This window comes from Desulfosporosinus acidiphilus SJ4 (genome assembly GCF_000255115.2).
In the GTDB taxonomy this organism is placed as follows: Bacteria; Bacillota; Desulfitobacteriia; order Desulfitobacteriales; family Desulfitobacteriaceae; genus Desulfosporosinus; species Desulfosporosinus acidiphilus.
The window spans coordinates 4,128,214-4,152,905 of record NC_018068.1; the positions used below are offsets into that span (position 1 = coordinate 4,128,214).

18 protein-coding genes are annotated in these 24,692 nt (G+C 42.3%); 5 read left to right on the forward strand and 13 right to left on the reverse strand.

All coding sequences use genetic code 11. From position 1 onward, the window contains the following. Positions 1–439 precede the first annotated feature (439 nt). The 10 genes from DESACI_RS18955 to DESACI_RS19000 all read right to left on the reverse strand — a co-directional run bounded on the left by DESACI_RS18955 (position 440) and on the right by DESACI_RS19000 (position 12,877). Positions 440–2,401, reverse strand: a complete 1,962-nt coding sequence (locus DESACI_RS18955) for a cell wall-binding repeat-containing protein (RefSeq protein WP_242833092.1) — start codon at positions 2,399–2,401, stop codon at positions 440–442. A gap of 696 nt (positions 2,402–3,097) precedes the next feature. Then, positions 3,098–3,982, reverse strand: a complete 885-nt coding sequence (gene pdxS / locus DESACI_RS18960) for a pyridoxal 5'-phosphate synthase lyase subunit PdxS (protein WP_014828828.1) — start codon at positions 3,980–3,982, stop codon at positions 3,098–3,100. A 108-nt stretch (positions 3,983–4,090) separates the two neighbouring features. Beyond that, positions 4,091–5,473 carry a tryptophanase gene (locus DESACI_RS18965; protein WP_041276634.1) on the reverse strand — a complete coding sequence of 461 codons (1,383 nt, stop codon included), beginning with the start codon at positions 5,471–5,473 and terminating at the stop codon, positions 4,091–4,093. Between the two features lie 91 nt (positions 5,474–5,564). After that, positions 5,565–6,944, reverse strand: a complete 1,380-nt coding sequence (locus DESACI_RS18970; RefSeq protein ID WP_014828830.1) for an amino acid permease — start codon at positions 6,942–6,944, stop codon at positions 5,565–5,567. A gap of 167 nt (positions 6,945–7,111) precedes the next feature. Next, positions 7,112–8,725, reverse strand: a complete 1,614-nt coding sequence (locus DESACI_RS18975) for a sigma 54-interacting transcriptional regulator (RefSeq protein ID WP_041276635.1) — start codon at positions 8,723–8,725, stop codon at positions 7,112–7,114. A 221-nt stretch (positions 8,726–8,946) separates the two neighbouring features. Beyond that, positions 8,947–10,092, reverse strand: a complete 1,146-nt coding sequence (locus tag DESACI_RS18980; protein WP_202947860.1) for a sensor histidine kinase — start codon at positions 10,090–10,092, stop codon at positions 8,947–8,949. Then, on the reverse strand, positions 10,028–10,717 hold the full coding sequence (locus DESACI_RS18985; protein WP_014828833.1) for a response regulator: 690 nt from the start codon (positions 10,715–10,717) through the stop codon (positions 10,028–10,030). The genes DESACI_RS18980 and DESACI_RS18985 overlap by 65 nt, the downstream gene beginning before the upstream one ends. A 75-nt stretch (positions 10,718–10,792) precedes the next feature. Continuing rightward, a complete protein-coding gene (locus DESACI_RS18990; RefSeq protein ID WP_014828834.1) occupies positions 10,793–11,407 on the reverse strand; it encodes a peroxiredoxin family protein in 615 nt (204 codons plus the stop codon). Between the two features lie 19 nt (positions 11,408–11,426). Beyond that, positions 11,427–12,140 carry a cytochrome c biogenesis CcdA family protein gene (locus tag DESACI_RS18995; RefSeq protein WP_014828835.1) on the reverse strand — a complete coding sequence of 238 codons (714 nt, stop codon included), beginning with the start codon at positions 12,138–12,140 and terminating at the stop codon, positions 11,427–11,429. Between the two features lie 35 nt (positions 12,141–12,175). Continuing rightward, entirely contained in the window at positions 12,176–12,877 is a 702-nt protein-coding gene (locus DESACI_RS19000) for a chlorophyll a-b binding domain-containing protein (RefSeq protein ID WP_014828836.1), read from the reverse strand. A gap of 367 nt (positions 12,878–13,244) precedes the next feature. On the opposite strand from DESACI_RS19000, the gene dcuS reads away from it, so the two are divergent. From dcuS to DESACI_RS19020, 4 genes are all read left to right on the forward strand, one after another. Next, positions 13,245–14,852, forward strand: a complete 1,608-nt coding sequence (gene dcuS / locus DESACI_RS19005; RefSeq protein ID WP_014828837.1) for a DcuS/MalK family sensor histidine kinase — start codon at positions 13,245–13,247, stop codon at positions 14,850–14,852. Next, positions 14,849–15,556, forward strand: coding sequence for a response regulator (locus DESACI_RS19010; RefSeq protein ID WP_014828838.1), 708 nt, complete (start codon positions 14,849–14,851; stop codon positions 15,554–15,556). Before dcuS ends, DESACI_RS19010 begins: the two co-directional genes overlap by 4 nt. 107 nt (positions 15,557–15,663) lie before the next feature. Continuing rightward, positions 15,664–16,890 (forward strand): NAD(P)-dependent malic enzyme, encoded by a 1,227-nt coding sequence (locus DESACI_RS19015; protein WP_014828839.1) that lies wholly within the window; start codon positions 15,664–15,666, stop codon positions 16,888–16,890. A 22-nt stretch (positions 16,891–16,912) separates the two neighbouring features. Beyond that, positions 16,913–17,887, forward strand: a complete 975-nt coding sequence (locus DESACI_RS19020; RefSeq protein WP_014828840.1) for a 2-keto-3-deoxygluconate permease — start codon at positions 16,913–16,915, stop codon at positions 17,885–17,887. A gap of 449 nt (positions 17,888–18,336) precedes the next feature. On the opposite strand, the gene ppdK is transcribed toward DESACI_RS19020, so the two are convergent. From ppdK to ccpN, 3 genes are all read right to left on the reverse strand, one after another. Further along, positions 18,337–20,979, reverse strand: a complete 2,643-nt coding sequence (ppdK, locus tag DESACI_RS19025) for a pyruvate, phosphate dikinase (protein WP_014828841.1) — start codon at positions 20,977–20,979, stop codon at positions 18,337–18,339. Continuing rightward, complete coding sequence (locus tag DESACI_RS19030; protein WP_041276637.1) at positions 20,972–21,781, reverse strand: pyruvate, water dikinase regulatory protein; 810 nt, start codon at positions 21,779–21,781, stop codon at positions 20,972–20,974. The genes ppdK and DESACI_RS19030 overlap by 8 nt, the downstream gene beginning before the upstream one ends. Positions 21,782–22,099: 318 nt before the next feature. Then, positions 22,100–22,741: a transcriptional regulator CcpN gene (gene ccpN / locus DESACI_RS19035; RefSeq protein ID WP_014828843.1), complete on the reverse strand. Its 642-nt coding sequence runs from the start codon at positions 22,739–22,741 to the stop codon at positions 22,100–22,102. 455 nt (positions 22,742–23,196) lie between these two features. Between ccpN and DESACI_RS19040 the strand changes: the two genes are divergently transcribed. Then, positions 23,197–24,558, forward strand: a complete 1,362-nt coding sequence (locus tag DESACI_RS19040) for an IS1182 family transposase (protein WP_014826382.1) — start codon at positions 23,197–23,199, stop codon at positions 24,556–24,558. Positions 24,559–24,692: the final 134 nt, after the last annotated feature.

Consider the following 24,692-nt stretch of genomic DNA (forward strand, 5'->3'; position numbering starts at 1 on the left):
AACGCTTATTATATCGTTATTTTAACATACTCTTAAGACCTTTTTTGGCTGATGACACTTTCCCCGAACCGCGGCTTCGTCTGTACCCCACAAATTAAGCCTTTTCCAAATGTAAATAAGCCATCATTGTTTATGGGATCTTCTGATTCAATAACTTTTCATTATTATATTAGTCCCCTATAATAGAATACAATCCTGAGAATAATAGATAAAACGTTAATACATTTTAAATTTCAGCCCTGGAAAACAGATTTTCCATTGATCAATGGCTGCTCAGGGGCATGGAGGTTTGATAGTATAAAAACTGCTTAAAGGCAGCATTTAATCTACCTTTATAAAAACAGGGTACAGTTTAAAATTAATTAGACTGTACCCTGTTTTTATCCGTAATGAACACTTAAAGCCTTATAACACAAGCTTTGAGACGAACCTATCATTATTAATTATCTTGAATCTCACCAAACATTGGTACAATCGTTAAAGTTGCGGTTGTTTTAGTTCCACTATTTGAGTCTACACCGGTTATCGTAATTTCAGTAAGCGACGAAGAATTAATATTCGGGAGAAATGTCACTATTAGCAAACCGTTTTGTGCAGTAATTGTACCCACATCAGTCGTGAATTTTAGGCCACTCGTAAGAGATGGATAATTTGTGATTTCATTGCCGTATTGATCATACACACTATAAGTTCCATAACCCGTCTTTCCATCCGTTGGATTCAAAGCAAGCTTAGTTGAAATTATCGTGATTTTAGTGACCTTTTGATCTGAGTATTGACTAGAGCTTGGAATTTGGGTTGTTGGATTATTAGTGGGGGATGTATAACTTGAAGACCCTGTACCGGAATTAGCGTCAAGACTTACGACTCTGCCGGTGATTAAGTCTACGAGTGTAATAATTACAGGTTTATCTATATCTGCAGAAGAGTTGTAAGTTATCGTACCTAAACCTTTGCTCGGATCTAAAGTAATTGATGAACTGATGGAGGTGACTGCTGATAACTGTGTTGCCGGAACGGCTGATGTAATATCTTTCCCTGTTTCATCGAGTACTTGGTACTTAAAGGTTGCTGTAGTTGTTCCAACTTTTGTGAAATTGCTAATTTTAAGAGTCCTATTATTGCCTATCATGGTATCTCCATTTTCAGTATCGGAGGTATTAGACGGTGAAAAATTAAGACTCACAAGTCTGCCCGTGGTTAAGTCTACAAGTGTAATAATTACCGATTTATCTATATCTGCAGAAGAGTTGTAAGTTATCGTACCTAAACCTTTGCTCGGATCTAAGGTAACTGAAGAACTTACAGAGACAACTGCTGATAACTGTGTAGCCGGAACAGTTGACGTAATGTCCTTCCCATTTTCATCAAGCACTTGGTACTTAAAGGTTGCTGTAGTTGTCCCAACTTTTGTGAGATTGCTCAATTTAAGAGTCCTATTATTTCCGATTGAAATATCACCAGTGGCGGCATCAGACGGTTTCAGATTGTCAATTACCGAATCAGGAATAATCCCCGTTCCGCCAAACACATAGATATGACTTGCAGCGGAAAATCTTTGCTGATAATAACTTCTCGTTTTTGCCGGGGAATCATTATTAATAAGGATTATAGGTTCTGACAATTTGGCGCTGTAGGCAGCGCCTGTCAAGGCATCAGCAAAGCCTTCACCCGTGGCTAAACAGATACTGTTTGAATTAAAATCATTATTAAATAGTTGATTTACAGCAATATTTCTTGCATATTTATCAGCCCCTGAGATCCGTTCTGCATTCGGTAACTGTTGGAATACTTGATCACTAATAATATCCGAATCCCCGACAACATAGGATTTACTCACATCGAGAGTTGAAAGATAACTTTTAACAACGTCAGGTACAGAATCATGAGGTACAAGAATAATGGGTATTTGCTTCATAGCAGCAACGGATGCAACGGATAAGGCATCGGGATAGTCCTCTCCAGTTACAACAAACAAGCTTGAAGGAGTTGTAGTGACTTCTTGGGCAACTTGAATTGCGGTACCGTAGCGGTCATTCCCGTAAATTCGCGTGGTCTCAAGTCCCATCGTCTTAAGTTCAGACTCAACCGCTTGAGATACGACTGCAGTTCCACCAACAATTAATACATTTTTCACTTGTAAATCCACTAACGTTTGTTTTGTCGAAGCCGGCAAACTGCCAGCAGTTGTTAACAAGATCGGGGCATTATATTTTTCAGCTAAAGGGGCAGCTGACAGGGCATCAGGATAGTCTCCGCCAAAAGCCAAAACAGCATAATCAGATTGTGACCAACCTGCCTCAGCAATTTGAGATGCCGTTTCGTAACGATCAAAACCTGCCAATCGAGCAACTGTAGGCGCTGAATTTGCTAAGGTAGCTGCTGGAAAAACTAAACTCATAAGACTAATTAGGAGTAGGGTTAAAGTTAAACTTAACCTTGGATTTCTTTTTCTTAGAGACATAACGAGATTATCACTTCTTTCGTATTTATTAAATGAATTATATCATTTTGCTTTGTATATCTTTGTCACAATATGTAACATTTTGTCCTTAATAAAAACTTAATATTTTACTAAATATTAAGCTTTAAACAAGAGGTTTAATCCATAAAATTTCTATCAACTTTTTGTTAATAATTAATTAAAAAGTGTATTTTCCTCAGAATTTACTTAAGGACGATCCAACCTGATTTCATTTTATTATAAATCTTCGAGACCTTGATATATAAAACTTTTAGGATTTCTATATGATCGACAAAAGCTCGCTGCCTCCAGTATGCATCCATTCCTTTTGTATCTGAGGGAGTCAACTCGTGAAAACAATTTTTTTTAACTACCTTTCAGAAATCGACATAGCGTTCCTCTCCCATGTAGACCATTATATTGATTTGACCTTCCTGCATATTATAGAGTGTTTAAAAGGTCAATAGGTTACATTTATTTTACATTTACTTCGCCAATTAATATTTTTCATTTGTAATAAAAAAAAGAGTACTGTCTACAAAATCATTAAAAGGCAGTACTCTTACTTTATTCGTAAAGAAACGCTCAATGTATTGAACGCAGAAACTTTGAGAGCTGTCACTATACCCGCACTTACCAACCTCTCTCTGCCATACGTTCGTTTTGAGCAAGAGCAGAAATTTCAAGCCCCGGCATGGCTTCTCCAAGGTCTTTCGAAACTGCGGCCAATACATCTTTGTCTCGGAAATGAGTGGTCGCGGCAACGATTGCTCTAGCACGTGCCCCGGGGTTGTCAGACTTGAATATCCCTGAACCAACAAACACCCCGTCACATCCCAATTGCATCATAAGCGCTGCATCAGCTGGAGTAGCGATCCCCCCCGCTGCGAAGTTTACAACCGGAAGCTTTCCTAATTCGGCTACTTTAACTACTAACTCATAAGGGGCCCCAAAATTTTTAGCTGCAGTCATAAGTTCTTCTTTAGGCAAATTTTGGAGACGCCGAATCTCTCCCATCACCATTCGCATATGCCGTACTGCTTCAACCACATTCCCCGTCCCAGGTTCTCCTTTGGTTCGGATCATAGCAGCTCCTTCCCCTATACGCCGCAGAGCTTCGCCTAAATTCCGCGCCCCACAAACAAAGGGTACAGTAAAATTATGTTTATTGATATGGAACTCTTCATCAGCCGGTGTCAACACTTCACTTTCGTCGATGTAGTCAGCCCCTAAAGACTCTAAGATCTGAGCCTCCACAAAATGACCAATCCGCGCTTTAGCCATGACAGGGATAGTTACAACCTCCATGATGCGTTGGATCACCGTTGGATCAGCCATTCTGGCCACCCCGCCGGCAGCACGAATATCTGCCGGAACCCGTTCAAGAGCCATCACTGCACACGCTCCGGCCTCTTCGGCGATTTTTGCTTGTTCGGGAGTCGTAACATCCATAATGACTCCACCCTTAAGCATCTCTGCCAAACCCTTTTTAAGATCCCATGTGCCTCTTTCCGTCATTTCTCTTCCTCCCCAATTAAGGTTTTGTGTTCACTGGTTAAGGCTGAAAAAATGGGCGCAATGACCGTTCACCGCGCCCGAAAACTATATTAGAAACGTATAGACTATTTATCCTTCAATAGGTTTTAAATTGCAAAGGAAGTGGCGAAGAACCTTAGGTTCATAAGTGAATTCTAAACCTTTGATTTGATCACGCCGTTCCCAAATTGCTGTCAAAGCATCAACAACAACATCCATATGACGATCGGTGTAAACTCGACGAGGAATGGTTAAGCGCATGAAATCAACGTCAGCCTTTTTCTGTTCTCCTGTCAGGGGATCACGGCCGAGCAGCAGTGAACCGACTTCAACGGGCCGAACACCTGCTTCAATGTAAAGTTCATTACAGAGAGCTTGGGCCGGGAACTGTTCCGCCGGAATATGGGGAAGAAATTTACCGGCATCTACAAATACAGCATGTCCGCCAACAGGCCATTGAATCGGAATACCACGTTTACGAAGTTCTTCTCCCAAGTACTCAACTTGTCCGATACGGCTTTCCAGATATTCAACATCCAGACCTTCCTGCAGGCCGACTGCGAGAGCCTCCATATCGCGTCCGGAGAGTCCTCCATAAGTTACGAAACCTTCCATAGGTACGCAGGTGGCAGAAGCAGCTTTATACATTTCTTCGTCATTTTTGATACCAATCATACCACCCATATTGACAATGGCATCCTTTTTGGCACTCATTGTAAAGTAGTCGCCCATGGCATACATTTCCCGAACGATTTCCTTAATGCTCTTATCGGCATAGCCTTTTTCACGCTTTTTGATAAAGTAAGCGTTTTCAGCAAAACGGGCAGAGTCAAAGTTAAGTTTCAGTCCATATTTGTCGGCGATTTTTTTGACGCCCTTTACGTTCTCCATGGACACCGGCTGACCGCCGGCAGAGTTACACGTGACCGTTATAATAATAAAGGCAATATTTTCAGGTCCTTTTTCGCTAATAAAATGTTCCAGCTTTTCAAGATCGAAATTACCTTTAAAGGGATGCTCTTTCTGCGTATCAAAAGCGTCCTCAATAACTAAGTTAACTGGAATCATACCGTTTAATTCGATATGAGCCATCGTCGTGTCGAAATGCATATTCCCTAGAACATATTGACCTTTATGACCCATAAGATGAGGAAAGAGAACTTGCTCCGCACCGCGGCCTTGATGGGTCGGAATTACAAAATCGTAGTCAAAGATATCTTTTACTGCTTCCTTAACTTTATAGAATGACTTGCTTCCAGCATAGGCTTCATCTCCAAGCATAAGCGCCGACCACTGTTTGTCACTCATCGCACCTGTACCGGAGTCTGTAAGAAGATCAATATAAACGTCTTCAGATTTGAGCAGAAATGGGTTGTAACCCGCTTCCTTCAATTTTTGAATACGCTCTTCACGGGAAATCATCCGAATAGGTTCGACCATTTTAATGCGAAAAGGTTCAGCCTTTCTCATAATCATAAATCCTCCTTTAAATTGCTAATTTTCGATAATCGGTAAATCAATATTGCAAAATACGTGCCAATTTTAGGTCAAGCAAGCTGCCCAGTTATTTTGCCTTTTGAGCAGGGGATATTTTTGACTCCGATGACTTCTTAAATTTAAATCCTATCCATAAAACCAAAATCCAGACCGGAAGAATATAAACAGCCATTTTCATGTCGTTAATCGTACTCATAAGAGCTACCACAATAGCTAGAAAGATGAACGCTGCGTAGTTGGAAATGGGATGCAGAGGTGTTTTAAATTCCAGATTGTCTGCGGCTTGTCCCTTTGCTTTACGGAATTTTAAGTTTGTAAAGATGATCATAGTCCAGTTAATAATCCCTGCAATGATGGCTATCGACATCAAATACATGAAAATCTTGCCGGGAATCAAATAGTTCAAAATAACTGCAACTAAGGTTAACGCAGACGAGATCAAGACTCCCCTTACAGGTATGCCATTACTGTTTAGTTTAGCAAAGGACTTGGGAGCGTTTCCTTGCTGGGCTAGGCTGTACAGCATACGGCCATTGCTGTAGATACCACTGTTGTACACTGAGAGAGCCGCTGTTAAAACTACGACATTAAGAATCGAGGCGGCTGCAGGGATACCCATCTTAGAAAATATTTGCACGAAGGGACTTCCGTCCATACCTACTTGATTCCAGGGATACAGAATCATCATAACCGTTAAAGCCCCAACATAGAAAATTAGAATCCGCCACATAACCTGGTTAATCGCCTTAGGAATCGTCTTCTTAGGATTATCTGCCTCACCGGCCGTAATTCCGATAAGCTCGATACCTCCAAAACTAAACATAACCGGCACCAGAGAGAGAATTACCCCCCACCAGCCTGTGGCAATATACCCTCCATGTATCCAAAGGTTACTGAACCCTGTAGCTTGTCCATTGATCTTCGTAAAAATAAGCAAGAGTCCAAAAATAATCATCCCAAGAATGGCAACAACTTTAATGATGGCAAACCAAAATTCGAACTCGCCGTACATTTTTACGTTTACAAGATTAGCTGCTGTGATAATAATTAAAAAGAATAGCGCCGAAGCCCAATGCGGGATGCTCGGAAACCAATAATTAATATAAATTCCTACGGCAGTCAATTCAGCCATACTTACGATCACATAATTAAACCAATAATTCCATCCGGAAAGAAATCCAGGAAATTCCCCCCAATATTTGTAAGCAAAATGACTAAATGAACCAGACACCGGTTCGTCTACGGACATTTCCCCTAACATCCTCATGATTAAGAAAATAACGAAACCTCCAATCATGTAAGACAGGGTAATCGCAGGACCGGCCAATTTAATAGTTTCTGCCGAACCATAAAATAACCCGGTGCCAATTGCTCCCCCAAGAGCAATCATTTGGATATGCCGGTTCTTAAGTCCCCGCTGCATATCATGGTCTTGATTTGTGCTCATACAGTTGCTCCTTTCACGTATTTAGAATACCTAGGTCTAAATAGTGCAATTCATATGCCAAGTCCAAAAAATAAGAAAATTACGCCTTTGATGTCGAATTATACTGCCGGGCTAAAATAATGATAAAAAAAAGTGACAAGTTTTCTTATCACTGATAAATAACCTTATCACTCTTGTTTTATTTTAAGCCCATATTCCTTGACCTTATTAAGGATAGTTGTATTCGAAACCCCCAGAACCTGCCCCGCCTTACGCGAGGACTGATGACTTTCGAGAACCTTTTCCAGGACTTGCTTTTCAACCTCATTAACAATTTCTTTGAGGGGCGGCCATTGCTTCGGCAGAGGAATTTTGATTATGAACTGTTCCTGTTCTGTCGTAAGAGTTGAGGGTGGTGGCGTGAGATCCGTCCATTGGTAGAAAGACTCTGGTTTTATTTCAGTTGTGTCCGTGATGTTAATAATTCGTTCAAGCATATTTTCAAGCTGCCGAACATTTCCCGGCCAGGCTTGCTCAACGAGTAAATCCATGCTTTCTCTCGTCAAATAAACCTGGCTCTTGCCTAGCTTGCCAGAAATCTTCCGGATTAAGGACTGGGCAATAAGAGGGATATCCTCTGAACGGTCTCGAAGCGGCGGAATTCTCAGAGGAATGACATTTAACCGGTAATACAAATCCTCCCTGAACAGGGAATCTTGAATCATGACTTCTAAATTGCGATGGGTGGCCGCTATGATTCGAACATCAACAGAAATTTCTTTGCTCCCACCGACCCGTCGTATCGTCCCCTCTTGCAGAACCCGCAGCAAGCGAACCTGAACCGGTAAGGAAACTTCTCCGATCTCATCAAGAAATAATGTTCCGCCATTTGCCTGCTCGAAAAGACCCTTTTTCCCGCCTTTGACTGCTCCGGTAAATGCCCCTTCTTCATAGCCAAAGAGTTCACTTTCCAGCAGCGTATCGGGAAGGGCAGCACAGTTAATCGGGATGAAAGGAGCCTTTGAGCGGGGACTCTCAAAATGAATTGCTTTGGCAAACATCTCCTTACCTGTCCCACTTTCTCCGCGTAATAGAATGGTTGAATTCCCTTTAGCAACCATTTTGGATGTATCGATAAGCTGCTGCATCAATGGGCTTTGGCAGATAATCTGCTCAAACGTGGTGACTTTCGTTTGGCGATCGATCTTCGATATGATCTCCTCAACTTGTCGAAAATCCTTAATGGTAATAACTTCTCCGATAATATGGCCCTTATCGTTAATCACCGGCACTCCACTGGTTAGAAAATGAATGACCCTTTTTCCCTTCTGAATTTTCCGTTCCTTTAGACTATAGGGTTTACCCGTTTTGAGAGTTTCAAAAATTGAGGGATCCGCCTCAAAAAGAACTTCAGCTTTCATCCCGACAGTATCCTCAATTCGTTGATGAAAGATCTCACTTGCTACTTGATTGATATGGGTAATTATTCCCTCCTTATTGACAGCAATAATACCTTCATTGACTGAGTTAAGGATTGTTCTTAGCTCATGTTCCCGATGTTCATACGGCATATAATCCCTGAGTTTAACTGATTTAACCCCTGGGACAGTTTCCAAATCACAAATTAAGGATTGAGTATCCTGCTCACTGGTAAAGCAGAACTTAATCACCATCCCTTGTTGGGGGACAACCTCCATACCTATTTTGTCAATGTGATGGTCTTCAAACCGTTTGAATATTTCAAAACCTAAACCAGGACGATCCTCAAAGTTAATTTCTACAACAGATTCTTGAGTTTTCATATCAGCTTTCATATCGGAGTAACTCCCTATACATGTAATAGCCAACCTCCCCCAATTAACTATAAGATTGATAATTATGATTTTAGCACGAACGAATGGAGAGATTTTGGTTAGGTTAGGTTCCGTTTTATTATCTCCTTAAACTAAGATTCGCTATAAAGAGCCAAAAACCTTGTGATCTCCTGATTTTCAGCCCGCCTGAATTTGCCGGCTTCTATCGATCAATTCTCCTCTTGACCATTTGCTAAGGGTACTGTAAACCAAAAAGAATGTTCGTCTTCCCTAGAAATTAAACCCACCGCTCCTCGGTGCTGATCAATAATTTCCTTAACAATAGCTAACCCCAGGCCCACTCCTCCAGTCTTTCGATTACGAGAGGAATCCAACCGGTAAAAACGCTCAAACACTTGATCCGCTTTATCTTCAGGAATGGGTTGCCCCCAATTAGTCACCACGACTTTATAAAAAGAATTCTCAATTTCCCCCTCGATCTTTACCCAGCCGCCCCGATCATATTTCAGAACATTTTTTAGTAAATTAGTGATCACCTGTTTGAGGCCCTCTTTATTTCCTAAAATATTAGCAGCTTGGATATTGGATTCTACGTTTAAGTGCCTTTGATGGAACTCAAGTTCAAAAATTTTTAACGTCGATACCAGAATATTCTCTACTGGGATAGTCTGCAGCTCGTTCCACCCCAGTCTTTTCGATTCCCAAATATTTAATTGATGAAGTTCCTCCACCAAACCGGTTAAATGCAGCGCTTCCTCATGCAAGGAACGGTAAAGTTCCGGGTTTCCCTGAATCACGCCGGTGTTTAAAGCCTCCAGATATCCTGTAAGATTCGTAAGAGGAGTCCTTAGTTCATGAGCTATATCGCTCACCACTTTTTTTCGGAGTTTTTCCGTCTGCTGTAGTTTAGTGGATAAATAATTAAAATCCGAAATAAGACGACCAACTTCATCTTTAGATGAAATTGGTCGGCAAGGCAAAAACTCCCCTCTGGCCATCTTTTGAGCAGAAGTTCCTAAGTACTGCAACGGCAAGGTTAACTTCCTAACTAAGAAATAGTAGAGGATACCGGCCACGATGACCGCCAGAACACTAGCCCGTATGAGATAAAATTGCAGAGGTCGGTCAAACAAATTGCTCGGTACTCCGCCAATCACTTGATATTGTTTATTAAGCAAACAAGCAAAATCCTTTACCGACACGCCTGCCAGCCAAATGACAATAGCAATCACGAGTAGGTTAATTAGCATTAACTTAACCAGAAGACTTCTCTGCCAAAAGAACCATTTCTTAGAAGGCAACAAAGCGATACCCCATTCCCCTAACTGTTTCAATGATTTCACTGTTACCGTCATATCTGAGTTTTTCCCGTAGTTTACCTATATGAACGTCGACGGTTCTTTCTGTAACTATTTTTTCCTGATGAGGATAAAGTTCTTCCATAATTTGTTCCCTAGTCAAAATCTGGTTGGCATGACTCATGAGAAAGTAGAGCAAGCGAAATTCATGGTGAGTCAAAATAATGGACTCTCCTTTGTAATGGATTTCTCCCTTTAACGGTTTCAGAGTAAGACCCCTGTAGGTTATTTTCCTGCAGCGCTGAGCGGTGCGCCGCAAGACGACCTCAACTCTTGTCACCAATTCCTGTGGGCTGAAAGGCTTAGTAACATAATCATCCGCACCCATTTTCAACCCCTGGATACGTTCAGCCTCTTCGACTTTGGCTGTCAACATGATAATGGGTACTGTGCTTTTCAAGTCTGATCGGATCATTGTACATACTTCTTCTCCGCTTAACTTGGGTAACATAAGATCGAGAATCACCAAACAGGGGTCAAATTGTTTAAACTTGTCCAAAGCATCTTCTCCGTCTTCTGCTTCCAAGGCTTCATAACCTTCTTTTTCCAAGTACAATTTGACCAATTGGCGGATTTTAGCATCGTCTTCGACAATGAGAACTGATTTCCCCTTGGACTCCATGTATACGCCTCCACCCATTCAGCAATATCTTGCGCCATGATATCTTGCTCCGTTATCTCATAAAAAACGACTGCCTTATTTTATCCTACCCAACATTTCTTGCATTGAATCATAGGTCATAGGTCCGACAACTTTCTCCTGAATGACCCCCCGTGAATCCAGGATGAAACTGGCAGGAATGGATGATATATCGTATAAATGGGCTGCATCTCCATCTTTATCCAGAAGTACCGGAAATGTAATACTATTCGCCTTGATAAAGGATGTCACCGTTGCCTGACTTTTTTCTGCCGTGGTCAAATTGACACCCAAAATCTCAATCCCTGTGTTTTTATTTTGTGTATAATATTTCTCTATTTCCGGTATCTCTAAGCGGCAGGGCGGGCACCAACTTGCCCAGAAGTTAACTACGACCTTTTTTCCTCTGAAACTAGAGAGCTTTATGGCCTTTCCGTCTGCATTCTCCAGTTCAAAGTCCGGCGCCAGATTTCCCTTTTCTAGTCCGACTTTTAACGGCTGCCCTTGATCTATTTTTGTTGTCACACCGGTTGAATCGGATTTTTCATTTGTGTTCTGCACACTCGCTGAATTAGATCTTGCATCCGGACTCTTACTCTTATTACCTTGCACGTCATAAACTCCCCAAATTACCAGTCCAATCAAAACGGCAACCGCTAAATATTTCTTCACAGCTTAATCTTCCTTTCTACTATGCAAAAAAGCTAAAACTAGCCAGCCAAGCGCTGATCTTTTGCAACTGACCCGTAAATAACAATAGACCCATGCCTATTAGAATCCAGCCGTTAATAATAGAGAGCAGGCCCAAACTCCGATTAATTTTTTTCACAAAGCGTAAAGAGTAAGTAATGATTACTGAAATTGCCAGAAAGGGAATACCCAGACCCAACGAATAAACAAAAAGCATCGTCATCCCACTATAAACAGTATTGGCCGCTCCGGCCAACAGGAGAATCGAAGACAACGCTAAACCAACACAAGGTGTCCAACCAGCTCCAAAAGACATACCCAAAATAAAAGAACGCCAAACACTTTTATCCTCTGTTTGTTTCGCTTCCCAACGTTTTTCCAGCATCAGAAAACGCAATTTTAGGATTCCCGCCATTTGTAACCCAAAGATAATGATCAAAAGTCCACTTACTTTTTGAATGATCTCCCGGTTATGAGTAAAAATCTGCCCCAAGGCACTGGCCGATGTCCCCATCATCACGAAAATTAAACTAAATCCCATAATAAAACTAAGAGAACGGACCAGCAACAATCGCTTGGATACCTCTATTTTGTCGTTCCCCAGCGTTGTACCGGTAAGATTCGCAACATAAGCCGGGATAAGCGGAAATACACACGGTGATAAAAACGATAACATCCCTGCCGTAAAAGCAAATAGCACAGAAACATTCTCCACAAAACCTCTCCCCCATGTTTTTATTAGTTAGCTTACTAATTTTTATTAGTTAGCTTACTTAAATGAAGCCTTTTCTTCTCGGCAAACCAATCAAGGCAAAGACAAAGAACAGCCAAGATTAAATAGAGTATTTGTTCCTGAGAAAATCCTAGCCAATCATTCCGTTTGAGCGGGTTTAAAAACTGAACAAACACTTGCCCCAGGCTAAACCATAAAAGAGCCTGAGTGAGTTGATAAGGCTCGCCAATCTTTTTGCTCTTCCGGAAAAATACCAGAAGAATGAGCAAGGAGATGATCATTTCACTCCCATCAACCCATACCCATTGTTTATTTAAAACCCAATCCATCCAATCATAAACCACTATGGCAGCCAAAAAACCGGTGGCCAGCAAATCCCCGTAAGCCCAAATTGAAACATTTTCCTTCTGCGCCCGAAAATAAATAATGCTGCATACAACGGCCGCAGCTAACCAGATCCCATGCTCCCCACCTGAAAAATAGAGTAAAGCTAAGGGATTAGTAATAACAGTCAACGGGTCGAAAAGAATCAAGCTAAATTTCCATACCGCAACTGCAATATATAAACTGTTTTCGATCGTTTCAATCATTCGTTGATCTGCATATCCTGCTCTTTGCAAACGGTGCTTTATAACAAAATAGCCCACAAATGCTGAAAGAACTATGATGAGCCACTGAATTCTGAGCAAAATAGGACCCACTTGAAGAACCTCTTGCATCTTTTACCCTCCCTGGTCATGAGCTTCTATTCCCCCTAGACTTATCCTCATTATTCTTCTTAATAACTATAACATCGAATTTTAAAGAAAATATAAAGAAGGAAAGACATTTAATCCAATGTACGATTTAATCTCTTTTTATCCCTTTTAAAGGCAAAAAGAACTCCTCTTGGTGGGAAACCTCGACTTTAGCGTACCTGTTATGTTAAGATTCCTAGGTAAAACCGTGAGGTAACAATAAATCTACATTGAATACCCGGCAACCTTTAAGGATGCGTATCTTCTAATAACACGGGGACCTTGACAATCTGCTCCGCTTTATTTATTCTTGGCAGGTACTTCAAATAAAAATATTGGAGGGAAGAACGTGCGGACGAGTAAACCTTTCTTTGGTTTACAGACCATCATGACTTTGCTTGTTTGCGGTGTAGTGGCTCTATCTTTAGTAGTAACCGACAGCCTCATTAGTCAAAAGGTTGCTGATAATACCCAACAAAATCTCGCCGATAAAGCGATGACTATTGCACGCATTGTTGCCCACTCTTCTCTTGTAAATGAAGCTCTCAATGGACAAAGAGCTGAAACGGAAATTCAGCCCTTTGCTAATGACATACAAAAGATCACTGCTGTCGAGTTTGTTGTTGTCATGGATATGAAGGGGATCAGAAAATCTCATCCTGACGTCACCAAAATCGGTCAACCCTTTGTGGGGGGAGACGAAGGGGCTGCTTTACAGGGTCACGAGTATATTTCTAATGCTAAAGGAACTCTGGGCATGTCCTTGCGGGCGTTTGCCCCTATAGTGACTCCCTCCGGTAAACAAGTAGGAGCAGTGGCCGTTGGAATCTCGCTCAGGAATGTGAACCAAGCTGTAGCTCAGAGTCGTGTGATTATTTATGTTGGGGTTGGCTTCGGATTACTGGTCGGAATTATCGGCGCCTTATTGCTAGCCCGCAAAATTAAAAAAATTATGTTTGGTTTAGAGCCGAAGGAAATAGCCAAAATGCTTGAGGAACGCAGTACTATGCTGCAATCTGTGAGGGAGGGTATTTTGGCGATCGACAAAGATTCCTGCATTACACTCGTGAATGCTGAGGCCTTACGCTTATTTAATCAGGCGGGCATTTCGGGGGATCCGGTTGGAAAAAAGGTAACGGACTGTATACCCTACACACGTATGGAAATCGTATTGAACACAGGTTGTGCGGAATTCGATCAGGAACTCAATCTGTTTGGCATAACGCTTGTAACCAACGTTATTCCGCTCTGTGTCAACGGCAAAAATGTCGGGGCCATTTCTACGTTCCGAGATAAAACCGAACTAAAGCAAATGGCCGAAGAATTAACCGGTGTGCGCCTCTATGCAGAGGCCTTGCGCGCCCAGGCCCATGAATTTATGAATAAATTGCATGTTATTCTCGGTATGGTCCATATGGAGTATTATGACCAGCTTTCCATGTACATCAGTCGGATCGCTCACCAGCATCAAAGTGACGTTGGTTTTATCGCAAGACATATTAAAGATCCGGTATTGGCTGGCTTTATTTTGGGGAAAATGAGTTATGCTCGAGAGGTTGGGGCAAAATTAGTACTCTTTGAAGAAAGCTTTTTACCAGAACCTGCAGACCCAGAAATGATTCACGAATTAGTTACCGTGTTTGGGAATTTGGTCGATAATGCTCTAGAAGCGGTCGTTGATTCCCCACTTAAACGGATTGACGTTAACTTTTCTTATGAAGACGGTGTTATAATCCTTGAAGTAAGCGATACTGGGCCCGGTATTAACCATGAGCTTAAACGTCAAATCTTTAGCAAAGGCTATTCTACCAAGGGACCTAACAGGGGCTTAGGACTGTACTTAGTGAAACGTAGTCTGGAGAAGCTTAATGGGAGTATCGAGATCGATTCAGAAGAAGGTCAAGGAACTCAGTTCAAGGTGTCTTTACCTTATAAGAGCAAGGATGAGATGGTATGATTAAGGTCTTAATCGTAGAAGATGATCCTATGGTCGCTGAATTTAATCGGCGTTATCTTGAGCAAGTCGGGGGCTTTGAGTTAATCGCAGTCGCCCCTTCGGTTGCTGACGCCTTACAAATTTTAGATCGTCAAGAGATCAACTTGATCTTACTTGATATCTTCATGCCAAGTATGAACGGATTCGATTTATTGGCTCAAATTCGAAAGCTGGGTCAAGGGGTTGATGTTATTGTCGTATCCGCTGCTTGTGATAGTCAAAGTATCAAGAAGTCCTTGCGCTATGGAGCAGTCGATTATTTAATCAAACCCTTTGAATTCGAACGTTTCAATACGGCTTTAGCCGCTTACCGAGACTGGGTAACGATGACAAAGGGGCAAGAAAAGCTCAGTCAAGCAGAATTGGATAAACGACTTCTTCACCCGAACCCGCTTCCTGTACTCAATGAACTACCCAAAGGACTTACCCGTAACACTCTGAAGACTGTCTGGGAAAACATCCAAGAAATGAAGGAACGCTCGTTTTCGACCGAAGAAATGGCCAACCGGGTTGGGGTTTCGCGGGTATCGATGCGCAAATACCTAGGTTTCCTTACGGAGATCGGAGTTATCGAGATGGAAGTTATATATGGTTCGGTCGGTCGACCGGTCTATCAACATCGCTGCATCAAGCCTGAAAACAATTTAATAAAGAGGTATTTTTAACCGGCTGGCAGGCCGGTTTTCGTTTTTTTTAGTTACTTTATTTAGTTTAGTTACAAAACGCTTAACATAGTTAATTAAACTGTTCAAATTATCTGAAAAAACTTATTATGAAGAAGCAAAATACCTTTAGATACAAATTTATAAAAAAGGAGTGCAATAACACGAATTATTTCGAGAAAAGCTTAAAACTTCATGAAAAACATTCAGGCAAAATTGAAGTTATCTCAAAAGTAAACATTAAAACAAAAGAGGATCTAAGTCTTGCCTATACACCCGGCGTAGCGGAACCTTGCAGAAAAATTTATGAAAATGCTGAAAACGTATTTAAGTATACAGCAAAAGGGAATTTAGTAGCCGTAGTTACCGACGGAACTGCTGTCTTGGGCCTAGGAGATATCGGACCTAAGGCTAGTCTTCCAGTTATGGAAGGAAAAGCAATCTTGTTTAAAGAGTTTGCCAATGTAGACGCCTTCCCAATTTGCTTAGACACTACGAATGTGGATGAAATCGTTAACGTTGTGAGATTAATTTCTCCAGGGTTCGGGGGAATCAACTTAGAGGATATTGGAGCTCCCAGATGCTTTGAGGTGGAAGAAAAGCTCAAAAAAATATTAGACATCCCTGTTTTCCACGATGACCAACATGGAACAGCTATTGTGGTTCTTGCAGGACTCATCAATGCTGCGAAAGTCGTTGGCAAGAAACTTGAAGATTTGAAGGTTGTTCTAAACGGTGCCGGTGCAGCAGGAACAGCAATCTCCAAGCTGTTGCTCTCTTCCGGAGTAAAAAATCTAATTGCCTGTGACCGGGTAGGAATTCTTTACAGGGGAATGGAAAAAATCGATGATGCCAAAACAGCCCTTGCCGAAATATCCAATCCAGAAAACCTAAAAGGAAGCTTGAGTGATGCCTTCCGAGGTGCAGATGTCTTTATAGGAGTTTCCGCTCCAGGAATAGTAACCCCTGAGATGGTTGCCTCCATGAATAAAGATTCAATTCTCTTCGCTTTGGCAAACCCAACTCCCGAAATAATGCCGGAGGAAGCTAAAGCTGCTGGCGCAAGAGTGATTGGTACTGGTCGTTCTGATTACCCTAACCAAGTCAATAATGTCCTTGCCTTTCCAGGTATCTTTCGAGGCGCCTTAGATGTAAGAGCAACCGAAATTAATGAGGAGATGAAGCTTGCCGCAGCTTATGCTATAGCCAGTTATATAAAGGAAGAAGATTTAAACGAAACTAATGTGATTCCAAGTGTCCTAGACAAAGGTATAGCAGTAAAAGTAGCGGCAGCAATTGCTAAAGCGGCGAGGCAATCCGGCGTAGCAAGACAATAAAATTAATTGGGGGGTTTTAACAATGCAAGTTCCCATCTTAAAAACAATGAAAAAAGTTCCTGGCGGTCTTATGGTTCTGCCTCTAATCATAGGTGCACTTATCAACACCTTCTTCCCCCATGCTTTAACTATTGGTGGGTTTACTCAAGCGTTATTCAAAGATGGAGCTTCGGCCTTAATCGGTATGTTCTTGTTTTGTATGGGTTCTCAAATTTCTATTAAACAAGCAGGTACTCCCATCAAAAGAGGTACTATTTCAGTAATCATAAAATTTGTCATTGGGGCAGCTATAGCTATCACAGTGGGCAAACTATTTGGTGCCCAAGGTTTATTTGGAATCACTCCCATGGTTTGGATGTCTGCCTTTTCCAGTGTTAACACGGGACTTTATGTAGCACTGGCCGATCAATTTGGAACTAGTGATGATGTTGGAGCTGGAGCTATGATCGCTTTAACGGGTGGTGCTTTCTTTACAATGATAGCCCTCGGTGCCAGTGGACTAGCTAGCATCCCAATTCTCTCAATGGTAGCCGTAATTGTACCCGTTATTGTTGGTTTTATTCTTGGAAACTTAGATGCTGACCTGAAAAAGTTCTTAGGCCAAGGACAACATGCTTTAATTCCTTTCTTTGCCTTTGCCTTAGGTGCTGGCATGAACTTTCAAAATATTATTAAAGCTGGAATACCAGGAATTATATTAGGCATATCCGTTGTAGTAATAACAGGTTTGGCAGGATATTTCATACACAGTTTATTGGGATACAAAGCCGGCGTTTCAGCTGCTATCGGCAATACAGCTGGAAATCAATTAGCAACTCCTCTAGCAATCGTTGCAGCAGATGCTACACTAAAGCCTTTCCTGGCAAGTGCTACAGCACAAATTGCGACTGCAGTCATCGTCACAGCAATTTTATGCCCTCTGCTTGTTGGTTATTTAGATAAAAAACTTAAAGCTAACGAAAATCTAACAAAGCTTGAAACTGCCCCAGTAGTTTAATTCATTATGGAACAGGTTTATGAGAAACTATAATCCCAGATCCATTCGCCTCCTCCCCATATCCCCGCGATAGCAAAAGGTAAGGCTCTGATACAATCTTCACCTTTCGTCGGGTAGGCCGGAGGAATTTCACTGCCAGCTCCGAGTAGAAGGGCCACCGTTCGCGGTGGCCCAACCCCTTTGTTAAATGGGCTACCCGACTAAACTATATAAAGTAAAGAAAGATTGCTGGCCAAGCTACGCCCCATGATCGTCCCCTGCCATAATCTCGTTGTAATATCTTGTGAGATTATAGGCTTTGATTATATTCTTTTTACTTCAAAATGGAACAGCTTAAAAATAGGGTACTGTCTTTTAAAATCACTAAAAGACAATACCCATACTTTATTTTGCACGTATACTTTCTAATCCCAGATGTATAGGGCTTAGAAAGCTATGTCTATACCTAATTACCCTTGGTTTACAGCCGCCTGAGCAGCCGCCAAGCGGGCAATCGGAACTCTGAACGGCGAACAGGAAACATAATTCAATCCAACAATATGACAGAACTCCACGGAGTTCGGTTCCCCGCCGTGCTCTCCACAAATGCCCAAGCTCAGTCCTGAATTCGAGCTGCGGCCGAGTTTCACTGCCATATCAATTAACTTGCCGACTCCGTCGCGGTCCAGTACCACGAAAGGATCTGTTTTGAGAAGATTCTTTTCCAGATAAATCGGCAAGAATTTACCCTGAGCATCATCACGGGATAAGCCCATGGTCATCTGGGTCAAATCATTGGTTCCAAAGGAGAAGAAGTCAGCCACTTTGCCGATCTCATCAGCCAGGAGGGCAGCCCTGGGTACCTCAATCATAGTCCCCACGTGGTACGGGATCTTGACATTTTGTTCACTCATCACTGCCTGGGCTGTCTCATCAACGAGTTTGCGCATCATCACAAACTCTTCCTTGCCCATAGTAAGCGGAATCATAACCTCCGGATGAATATCACGGCCTTCCTTCACTAACCGGGCACTGGCTTGGAAAATAGCTCTTGCCTGCATCACTGTAATTTCAGGGAAAGAAACTCCCAGACGACAGCCGCGATGCCCTAACATCGGATTAAGTTCGGAAAGAGCGCGAACTTTGCGCAGTAAACTCTCTTTTTCACTTAAGGCTTTCGGATCGCTTTTAGACATACGAAGCTTCGTAATCTCTACAATCAGCTCTTCAGAGTGCGGCAAAAACTCATGCAAAGGCGGGTCCAAGAGGCGAATCGTTACCGGGAAACCCTCCATTGCTTTTAAAATACCGTAAAAATCTTCTTCCTGCATAGGCAGCAATTTTTCCAAAGCGACTTCACGCTCTTGCAATGTTTGAGCTAGAATCATTTCCTGCACTATGGGAATCCGCTCGGGATCCATAAACATATGCTCAGTACGAGTAAGGCCGATTCCTACCGCACCAAAATTACGGGCATTAGTTGCTTCGGCTGGAGTATCAGCATTAGCCATAACTTTTAAGCGGGAAATTTCATCAGCCCAGCCTAAGAACTCTTTGAACCCTTCGCTTAACTCAGGATCAACCATCTTAACCTCGCCTTTTATAACCCGACCCGTTGCACCATCAATTGAGAAAAGAGATCCTTCCGGATATTCAACACCCTCGATAGCAACGAGCTTTTGTGTATAGTCAATTTTTAAAGCATCACATCCGCAGACTGCCGGTTTTCCCATGTGACGGGATACCACCGCTGCATGGCTGGTCATACCGCCGCGGCTGGTCAGAATTCCTTGAGCCGCTAAAATACCTCGAATATCATCTGGAGTTGTTTCCGTGCGGACAAGAATAACCTTTTCGCCCAGTTGTCCTTGACGTTCCGCCTCTTCAGCACTAAAGACAATCTTACCGGAAGCTGCTCCGGGAGATGCCGGAAGACCCTTTGCCAAAACTTGAAGTTTTGCTTCCCCATCCATCCGGCGGTGCAGTAAATGGTCCAATTGCTGAGGTTCGATGCGCATAATCGCTTCCTCTTTGGAAATCACACCCTCGTGATAGAGATCTACCGCCACCCGGATAGCCGCTGAAGCGGTTCTTTTACCATTTCGGGTTTGCAGCATGTACAATTTACCCCGTTCAATGGTAAATTCGATATCCTGCATATCCCGATAATGAGCTTCCAAGCGTTGAGAATTTTCCACAAACTGTTTGTAGATATCTGCATTTTCTTGAGCTAAAGTAGCAATCGGTTGGGGAGTCCGTATCCCCGCCACCACGTCTTCACCCTGGGCATTCATTAAATATTCTCCGTAAAGCGCCTTTTCCCCCGTGGATGGATTGCGTGTAAAGGCAACCCCTGTCCCCGAATCCGAGCCCATATTGCCAAAAACCATGGACTGTACGTTAACGGCCGTTCCGATATCGTGAGGAATATTATTGATGATGCGATAAACGTTGGCACGGTCATTATTCCAGCTTCGAAAAACTGCTAAAACCGCCAATTGCAGCTGCTCTTTGGGATCCATGGGGAAAGGCTTTCCTGTACTGCGAAGTATCTGTTTTTTGTACTCACCGACCATCCATTTCAGGCTTTCCGGAGAAAGCTCCGAATCAAAACGAACGCCTTGCTTCTCCTTAGCAGTCTCTAAAATCTGTTCAAATAAGTAATGCTCTACCTCAAGAACCACATCACCAAACATTTGGATAAAGCGCCGATAACAATCCCAAGCAAAGCGCTCGTTTTGGGTGTTTGCAGCTAAGGCTTCCACCGTATCATCATTCAGACCAAGGTTAAGTACCGTATCCATCATGCCCGGCATAGAGAATTTGGCTCCAGACCTTACTGAAACAAGCAGAGGATTTGTTTTATCCCCAAACTGTTTTCCCGTTGCCGCTTCTACATCAGCCAACGCCGGCCAAACTTGATCCCAGGTTCCATCCGGAACATTCTCTCCAATAGCATAATACTCATTGCACGCTTCAGTAGTAATCGTGAACCCCGGAGGCACCGGCAGCCCAATTTGCGTCATCTCTGCTAGGTTTGCTCCTTTTCCACCCAGCAAGTCGCGCATAGATGCATTTCCTTCTCGAAATAAATAAACATACTTCTTAGCCATTTCGCTCCCCCTTAAATAATATTTCTAACACGATGCTTGCAGTCTCTTCAACTGCTTTGCCTGTTGCGTCAACGACCGGACAGCCTATGCGTTTCATAATCCCCCGCGCATACTCTAGCTCCTGCATAATCCGCTCTAAATTTGCGTAATCTGCCGATGCGCCCAACCCAAGAGTTTTTAAGCGTTCAGTGCGTATCTTATTCAAAAGTTCAGGCCGCAGAGTCAAACCGATTACTTTCCGCGGCGAGATCGCATAAAGTTCATCCGGAGGAATTACTTCCGGAACCAACGGGATATTCGCTGCTTTAAGCCCCTTATGAGCTAAATACATACTCAGAGGAGTCTTGGAAGTTCGGGACACCCCTATTAAGACTACATCCGCATAAAGAACTCCTCGAGAGTCTTTCCCGTCATCGTATTTGACGGCGAATTCGATCGCCTCAACTTTTCGGAAATACTGCTCATCCAAGCGATGAATAATGTTGGGAGTGTGAGTAGGCTCAAGACCGGTTTGATCTGATAGTGCTCCGATCAGCGGACCTAAAATATCCACCGTTTTCAGACCTCTCTCAGCAGCTCTTCTCTCTAAATAATCCCTAAGGCCTTTTAGCACCAAAGTATAAACTAATATAGCCTCTTCAGCCACAGCCTCTTCAAGAATTTCCTCCAGATGCGCTTCATCCCGTACATAAGGAACTCGACGTAAGCGAGTCTTGATCCCCACAAATTGTGCTGCAGCAGCCCGACCAACAAACTCTGCCGTCTCGCCAAGTGCATCTGAAATGACATAAATTACAGGCATTGGGACCGATACGTCCACCCGACTACACCTCCGAATTAATGATTAAACTATAGGCCCCCGCTTACTCCCTAAATTCTAAATATGTATCTGACGTAACCTCAAACTCTTTCATGTTTTGACTTATTAACACCCGAACCAAACCGCTACCACATGTTATTGGAATGTTATTAGTGTTATTAGGGTTATTAGGGTTATTAGGGTTATTAGGGTGTTATTAGAACCGTCCCTCTGACACACTCTCTTCAAACCAACCGTCTAGTCTTATCCCATTTTGCTCACAAAGATTTTGGTAAATTCGTGTTAATAGGACCGTCCCAGTTACACTCTTGTTTCTGCAATTTGCACAAAGATTTTTGTTACATTAGTCTTCGTGAATCGCCCTACTACCTCATAACATTCTTCTCCGTTCTCATCAATAAAACTTTCAACAACCGGCAAGCTGTCCACTTGGTGCTGTACGAGTTTTTTAGCCGCACTATACACCGGCTCATCCGGAGTTGTCATGAAGATATTAGGCATCCTCGTCATAATAACCCCAACAGGAACCTGCTGAAGGTCTCCCTTTCCGAGAGACGCTTTCATAATATCTTTGCGTGAAATCATCCCTAAGAGCACCCGCTCCGGCCCAACAACCGCAAGACTGCCAACGTTTTGAGTAAACATCGTTACTGCTGCTTCATAGATACTTGCACTTTCCAATATATTTACAGGCATTGACTTAAATGAGCAAACTCTTAACTGAAGCAGCCGTTCCATGATCGGAGATGGTCCTAGATCATCTCGGTACGAATACCCGACACGCGGTCTGGCCACTAAGACCCCGGACATTGTTAAAATTGTTAAATCCGGGCGGAGGGTGGCTCGCGTCAAATCCAGCTTTTCTGCAATTTTTTCACCGGTTATGGATCCTGACTCTTTAACGATCTCCACAATTCGCTGTTGACGTTCCGTCCATTCCAACCCATTTCACCTCTTAATGATTCTTCCTTCTTTAATGTGACATACTAAATGAGGTTTACGCGTTCAATTATACCACATTATATTGGTATCGTACTAGATATTGAGTATTTTTTTAATATTTCTGTTCTAAGTTCAGATTGTTTTTAGAGATCTTTAAAAAGTCATTATTCTTACCATGATACTTACGTTTTTCTTAGCCTCCTTTCTTTTGCGTCAAAAACGAAACAACGTGAGACTAAAACCGTTTGGAAAAATTAAATCCTTCACAATTGGGTCCTAAAAGCAGTAAATTGTATCGTTTGAATCGCTGTATTTTTACAGAAGTGAGTTAGTTTCATAATTCATACCCCTTGATATAAGCGGGCTTTTTACCCGTAAAAAAAGGAGTACCTCCCCAAAATCTCGAAAGTGTAAGTGACCAAACAAACACCGAGAGGTTGAAAGGAGAACTCCCAATGTTTAGTATTCGCCAAGAACGTCTATTTTCCTTGGAAGAAATCTTAGAAATGTCACCGAAAGAATCGTATCCGCTTCTATTGGAACCGCTGAATATTACTCCTTTGTTGAGAGTGGTTTCAAAAAGGGCATTTTTGGGAGCTCCAACCACGCTTAACTATTCAGCCATGATCTATTCTTTATTCATTCGAGTGATCGAACGAATTCCTACGATCAAAGATTTACGAAAACGATTAAAAAACAGCTTGGAATTCCGTTTCGACTGCGGCTTTACGATGGCTGATGCAGTTCCTAGCGAGTCCTCTTATACTCGAATGATTCAAAAAATCAAGGGTTCTTCTGCTTTGGAAAAAATTCAAAATGAACTAGTCTCTCAGGCGTTTCAAGAAGGCTTCATCGATGGGGATGTTATAGCCATCGATGCTACTCATATTGAAGCGAGAGACCGTAAACCTGAGAAAAAGAAAGACGAAGAGATTCCGGTCAAGCAAACCTCCAAAAAACGCGGACGAAAACCCAAATCGGAACGGGAGAAATGGCTCAAAGAACAACAGGAACTGGAAGAGAATCGACCCCTCTTTGAGAAGAAAATTGAAGCTCAACTTCCTCTTGATTTCAAGACGATCGAACAGCAAATCCCGCAAGATCCTCACTGGGGAATTAAGAAAAACTCCGAGGGCAAAAACGTCTTTTGGTTCGGGTTCAAAGGTCATCTTCTCGTGGACTGTAAAAGCCAATACATTTTAAAGTCCTTACTTTCCTCGGGAAATGTCAATGATGGCAAAATGGCGATTCCTCTACTCAAGGCTCTTCATGAACTTCACCCCCAGCTGAAGCCTTCCTATTCGCTTTTGGATGCTGGTTACGATTACAGCTCAATTTACCAACAAGCAAAAGCCATGGGGTCAAGGGCCCTGATTGATTACAATCCACGCAATGAACAACTACCTGAAGACAAGGACAAATACTTTTGCCCTAAGTGTCAAGAAGGTCATTCCTACCGATATGATAGCTATGATTCCCGATACGACACGTTGAAATATACTCAACCCAAGGAGTGCAAAGAGTGTCCTCTGAAAGAAAACAACCAGTGTCAAAAGGTATTCAAGGTTAAGGTTTCCTCAGACCCCAGAAAATACACCGTTCCAGCCAGAGGAAGTGGGCGCTACTTTGAACTCTATAAACAGAGAACAGCCGTAGAACGTGTTAATGCTTATCTCAAAGAGTACTTTCAGTTAAACAACATTCGACATCGAGGAAACGTAGCCAAAGTCGATTTCGAGTTTTCTATCCTGACCTATACCCTCTGCAAATTAGCCGTAGACCGATTGAACAAGTTCAAACGTATAGCTGCAGCATAAATCTTCAAAAAATGTTACTAACGAAATTCTGAAGGTCTGAGCTTTAACAATTAAACATTATGAAATTGACTCAAGTAATTTCTTTTTTAATGTCTTGATAAAAACTAAAAGGATGGAGAAAATCCCCATCCTTT

What these genes read in the sequence shown, in the direction of transcription:
- DESACI_RS18980 (WP_202947860.1), bottom strand. Translation starts at nt 10,092, where the DNA reads ATGACGGTAACAGTGAAATCATTGAAACAGTTAGGGGAATGGGGTATC.
- DESACI_RS18970 (WP_014828830.1), bottom strand. Translation starts at nt 6,944, where the DNA reads ATGAGCACAAATCAAGACCATGATATGCAGCGGGGACTTAAGAACCGG.
- DESACI_RS18975 (WP_041276635.1), bottom strand. Translation starts at nt 8,725, where the DNA reads ATGAAAACTCAAGAATCTGTTGTAGAAATTAACTTTGAGGATCGTCCT.
- DESACI_RS19015 (WP_014828839.1), top strand. Translation starts at nt 15,664, where the DNA reads ATGAAGAAGCAAAATACCTTTAGATACAAATTTATAAAAAAGGAGTGC.
- DESACI_RS19030 (WP_041276637.1), bottom strand. Translation starts at nt 21,781, where the DNA reads ATGCCTGTAATTTATGTCATTTCAGATGCACTTGGCGAGACGGCAGAG.
- DESACI_RS18985 (WP_014828833.1), bottom strand. Translation starts at nt 10,717, where the DNA reads ATGGAGTCCAAGGGGAAATCAGTTCTCATTGTCGAAGACGATGCTAAA.
- pdxS (WP_014828828.1), bottom strand. Translation starts at nt 3,982, where the DNA reads ATGACGGAAAGAGGCACATGGGATCTTAAAAAGGGTTTGGCAGAGATG.
- DESACI_RS18955 (WP_242833092.1), bottom strand. Translation starts at nt 2,401, where the DNA reads ATGAGTTTAGTTTTTCCAGCAGCTACCTTAGCAAATTCAGCGCCTACA.
- DESACI_RS19000 (WP_014828836.1), bottom strand. Translation starts at nt 12,877, where the DNA reads ATGCAAGAGGTTCTTCAAGTGGGTCCTATTTTGCTCAGAATTCAGTGG.
- ppdK (WP_014828841.1), bottom strand. Translation starts at nt 20,979, where the DNA reads ATGGCTAAGAAGTATGTTTATTTATTTCGAGAAGGAAATGCATCTATG.
- DESACI_RS19010 (WP_014828838.1), top strand. Translation starts at nt 14,849, where the DNA reads ATGATTAAGGTCTTAATCGTAGAAGATGATCCTATGGTCGCTGAATTT.
- DESACI_RS19020 (WP_014828840.1), top strand. Translation starts at nt 16,913, where the DNA reads ATGCAAGTTCCCATCTTAAAAACAATGAAAAAAGTTCCTGGCGGTCTT.
- DESACI_RS19040 (WP_014826382.1), top strand. Translation starts at nt 23,197, where the DNA reads ATGTTTAGTATTCGCCAAGAACGTCTATTTTCCTTGGAAGAAATCTTA.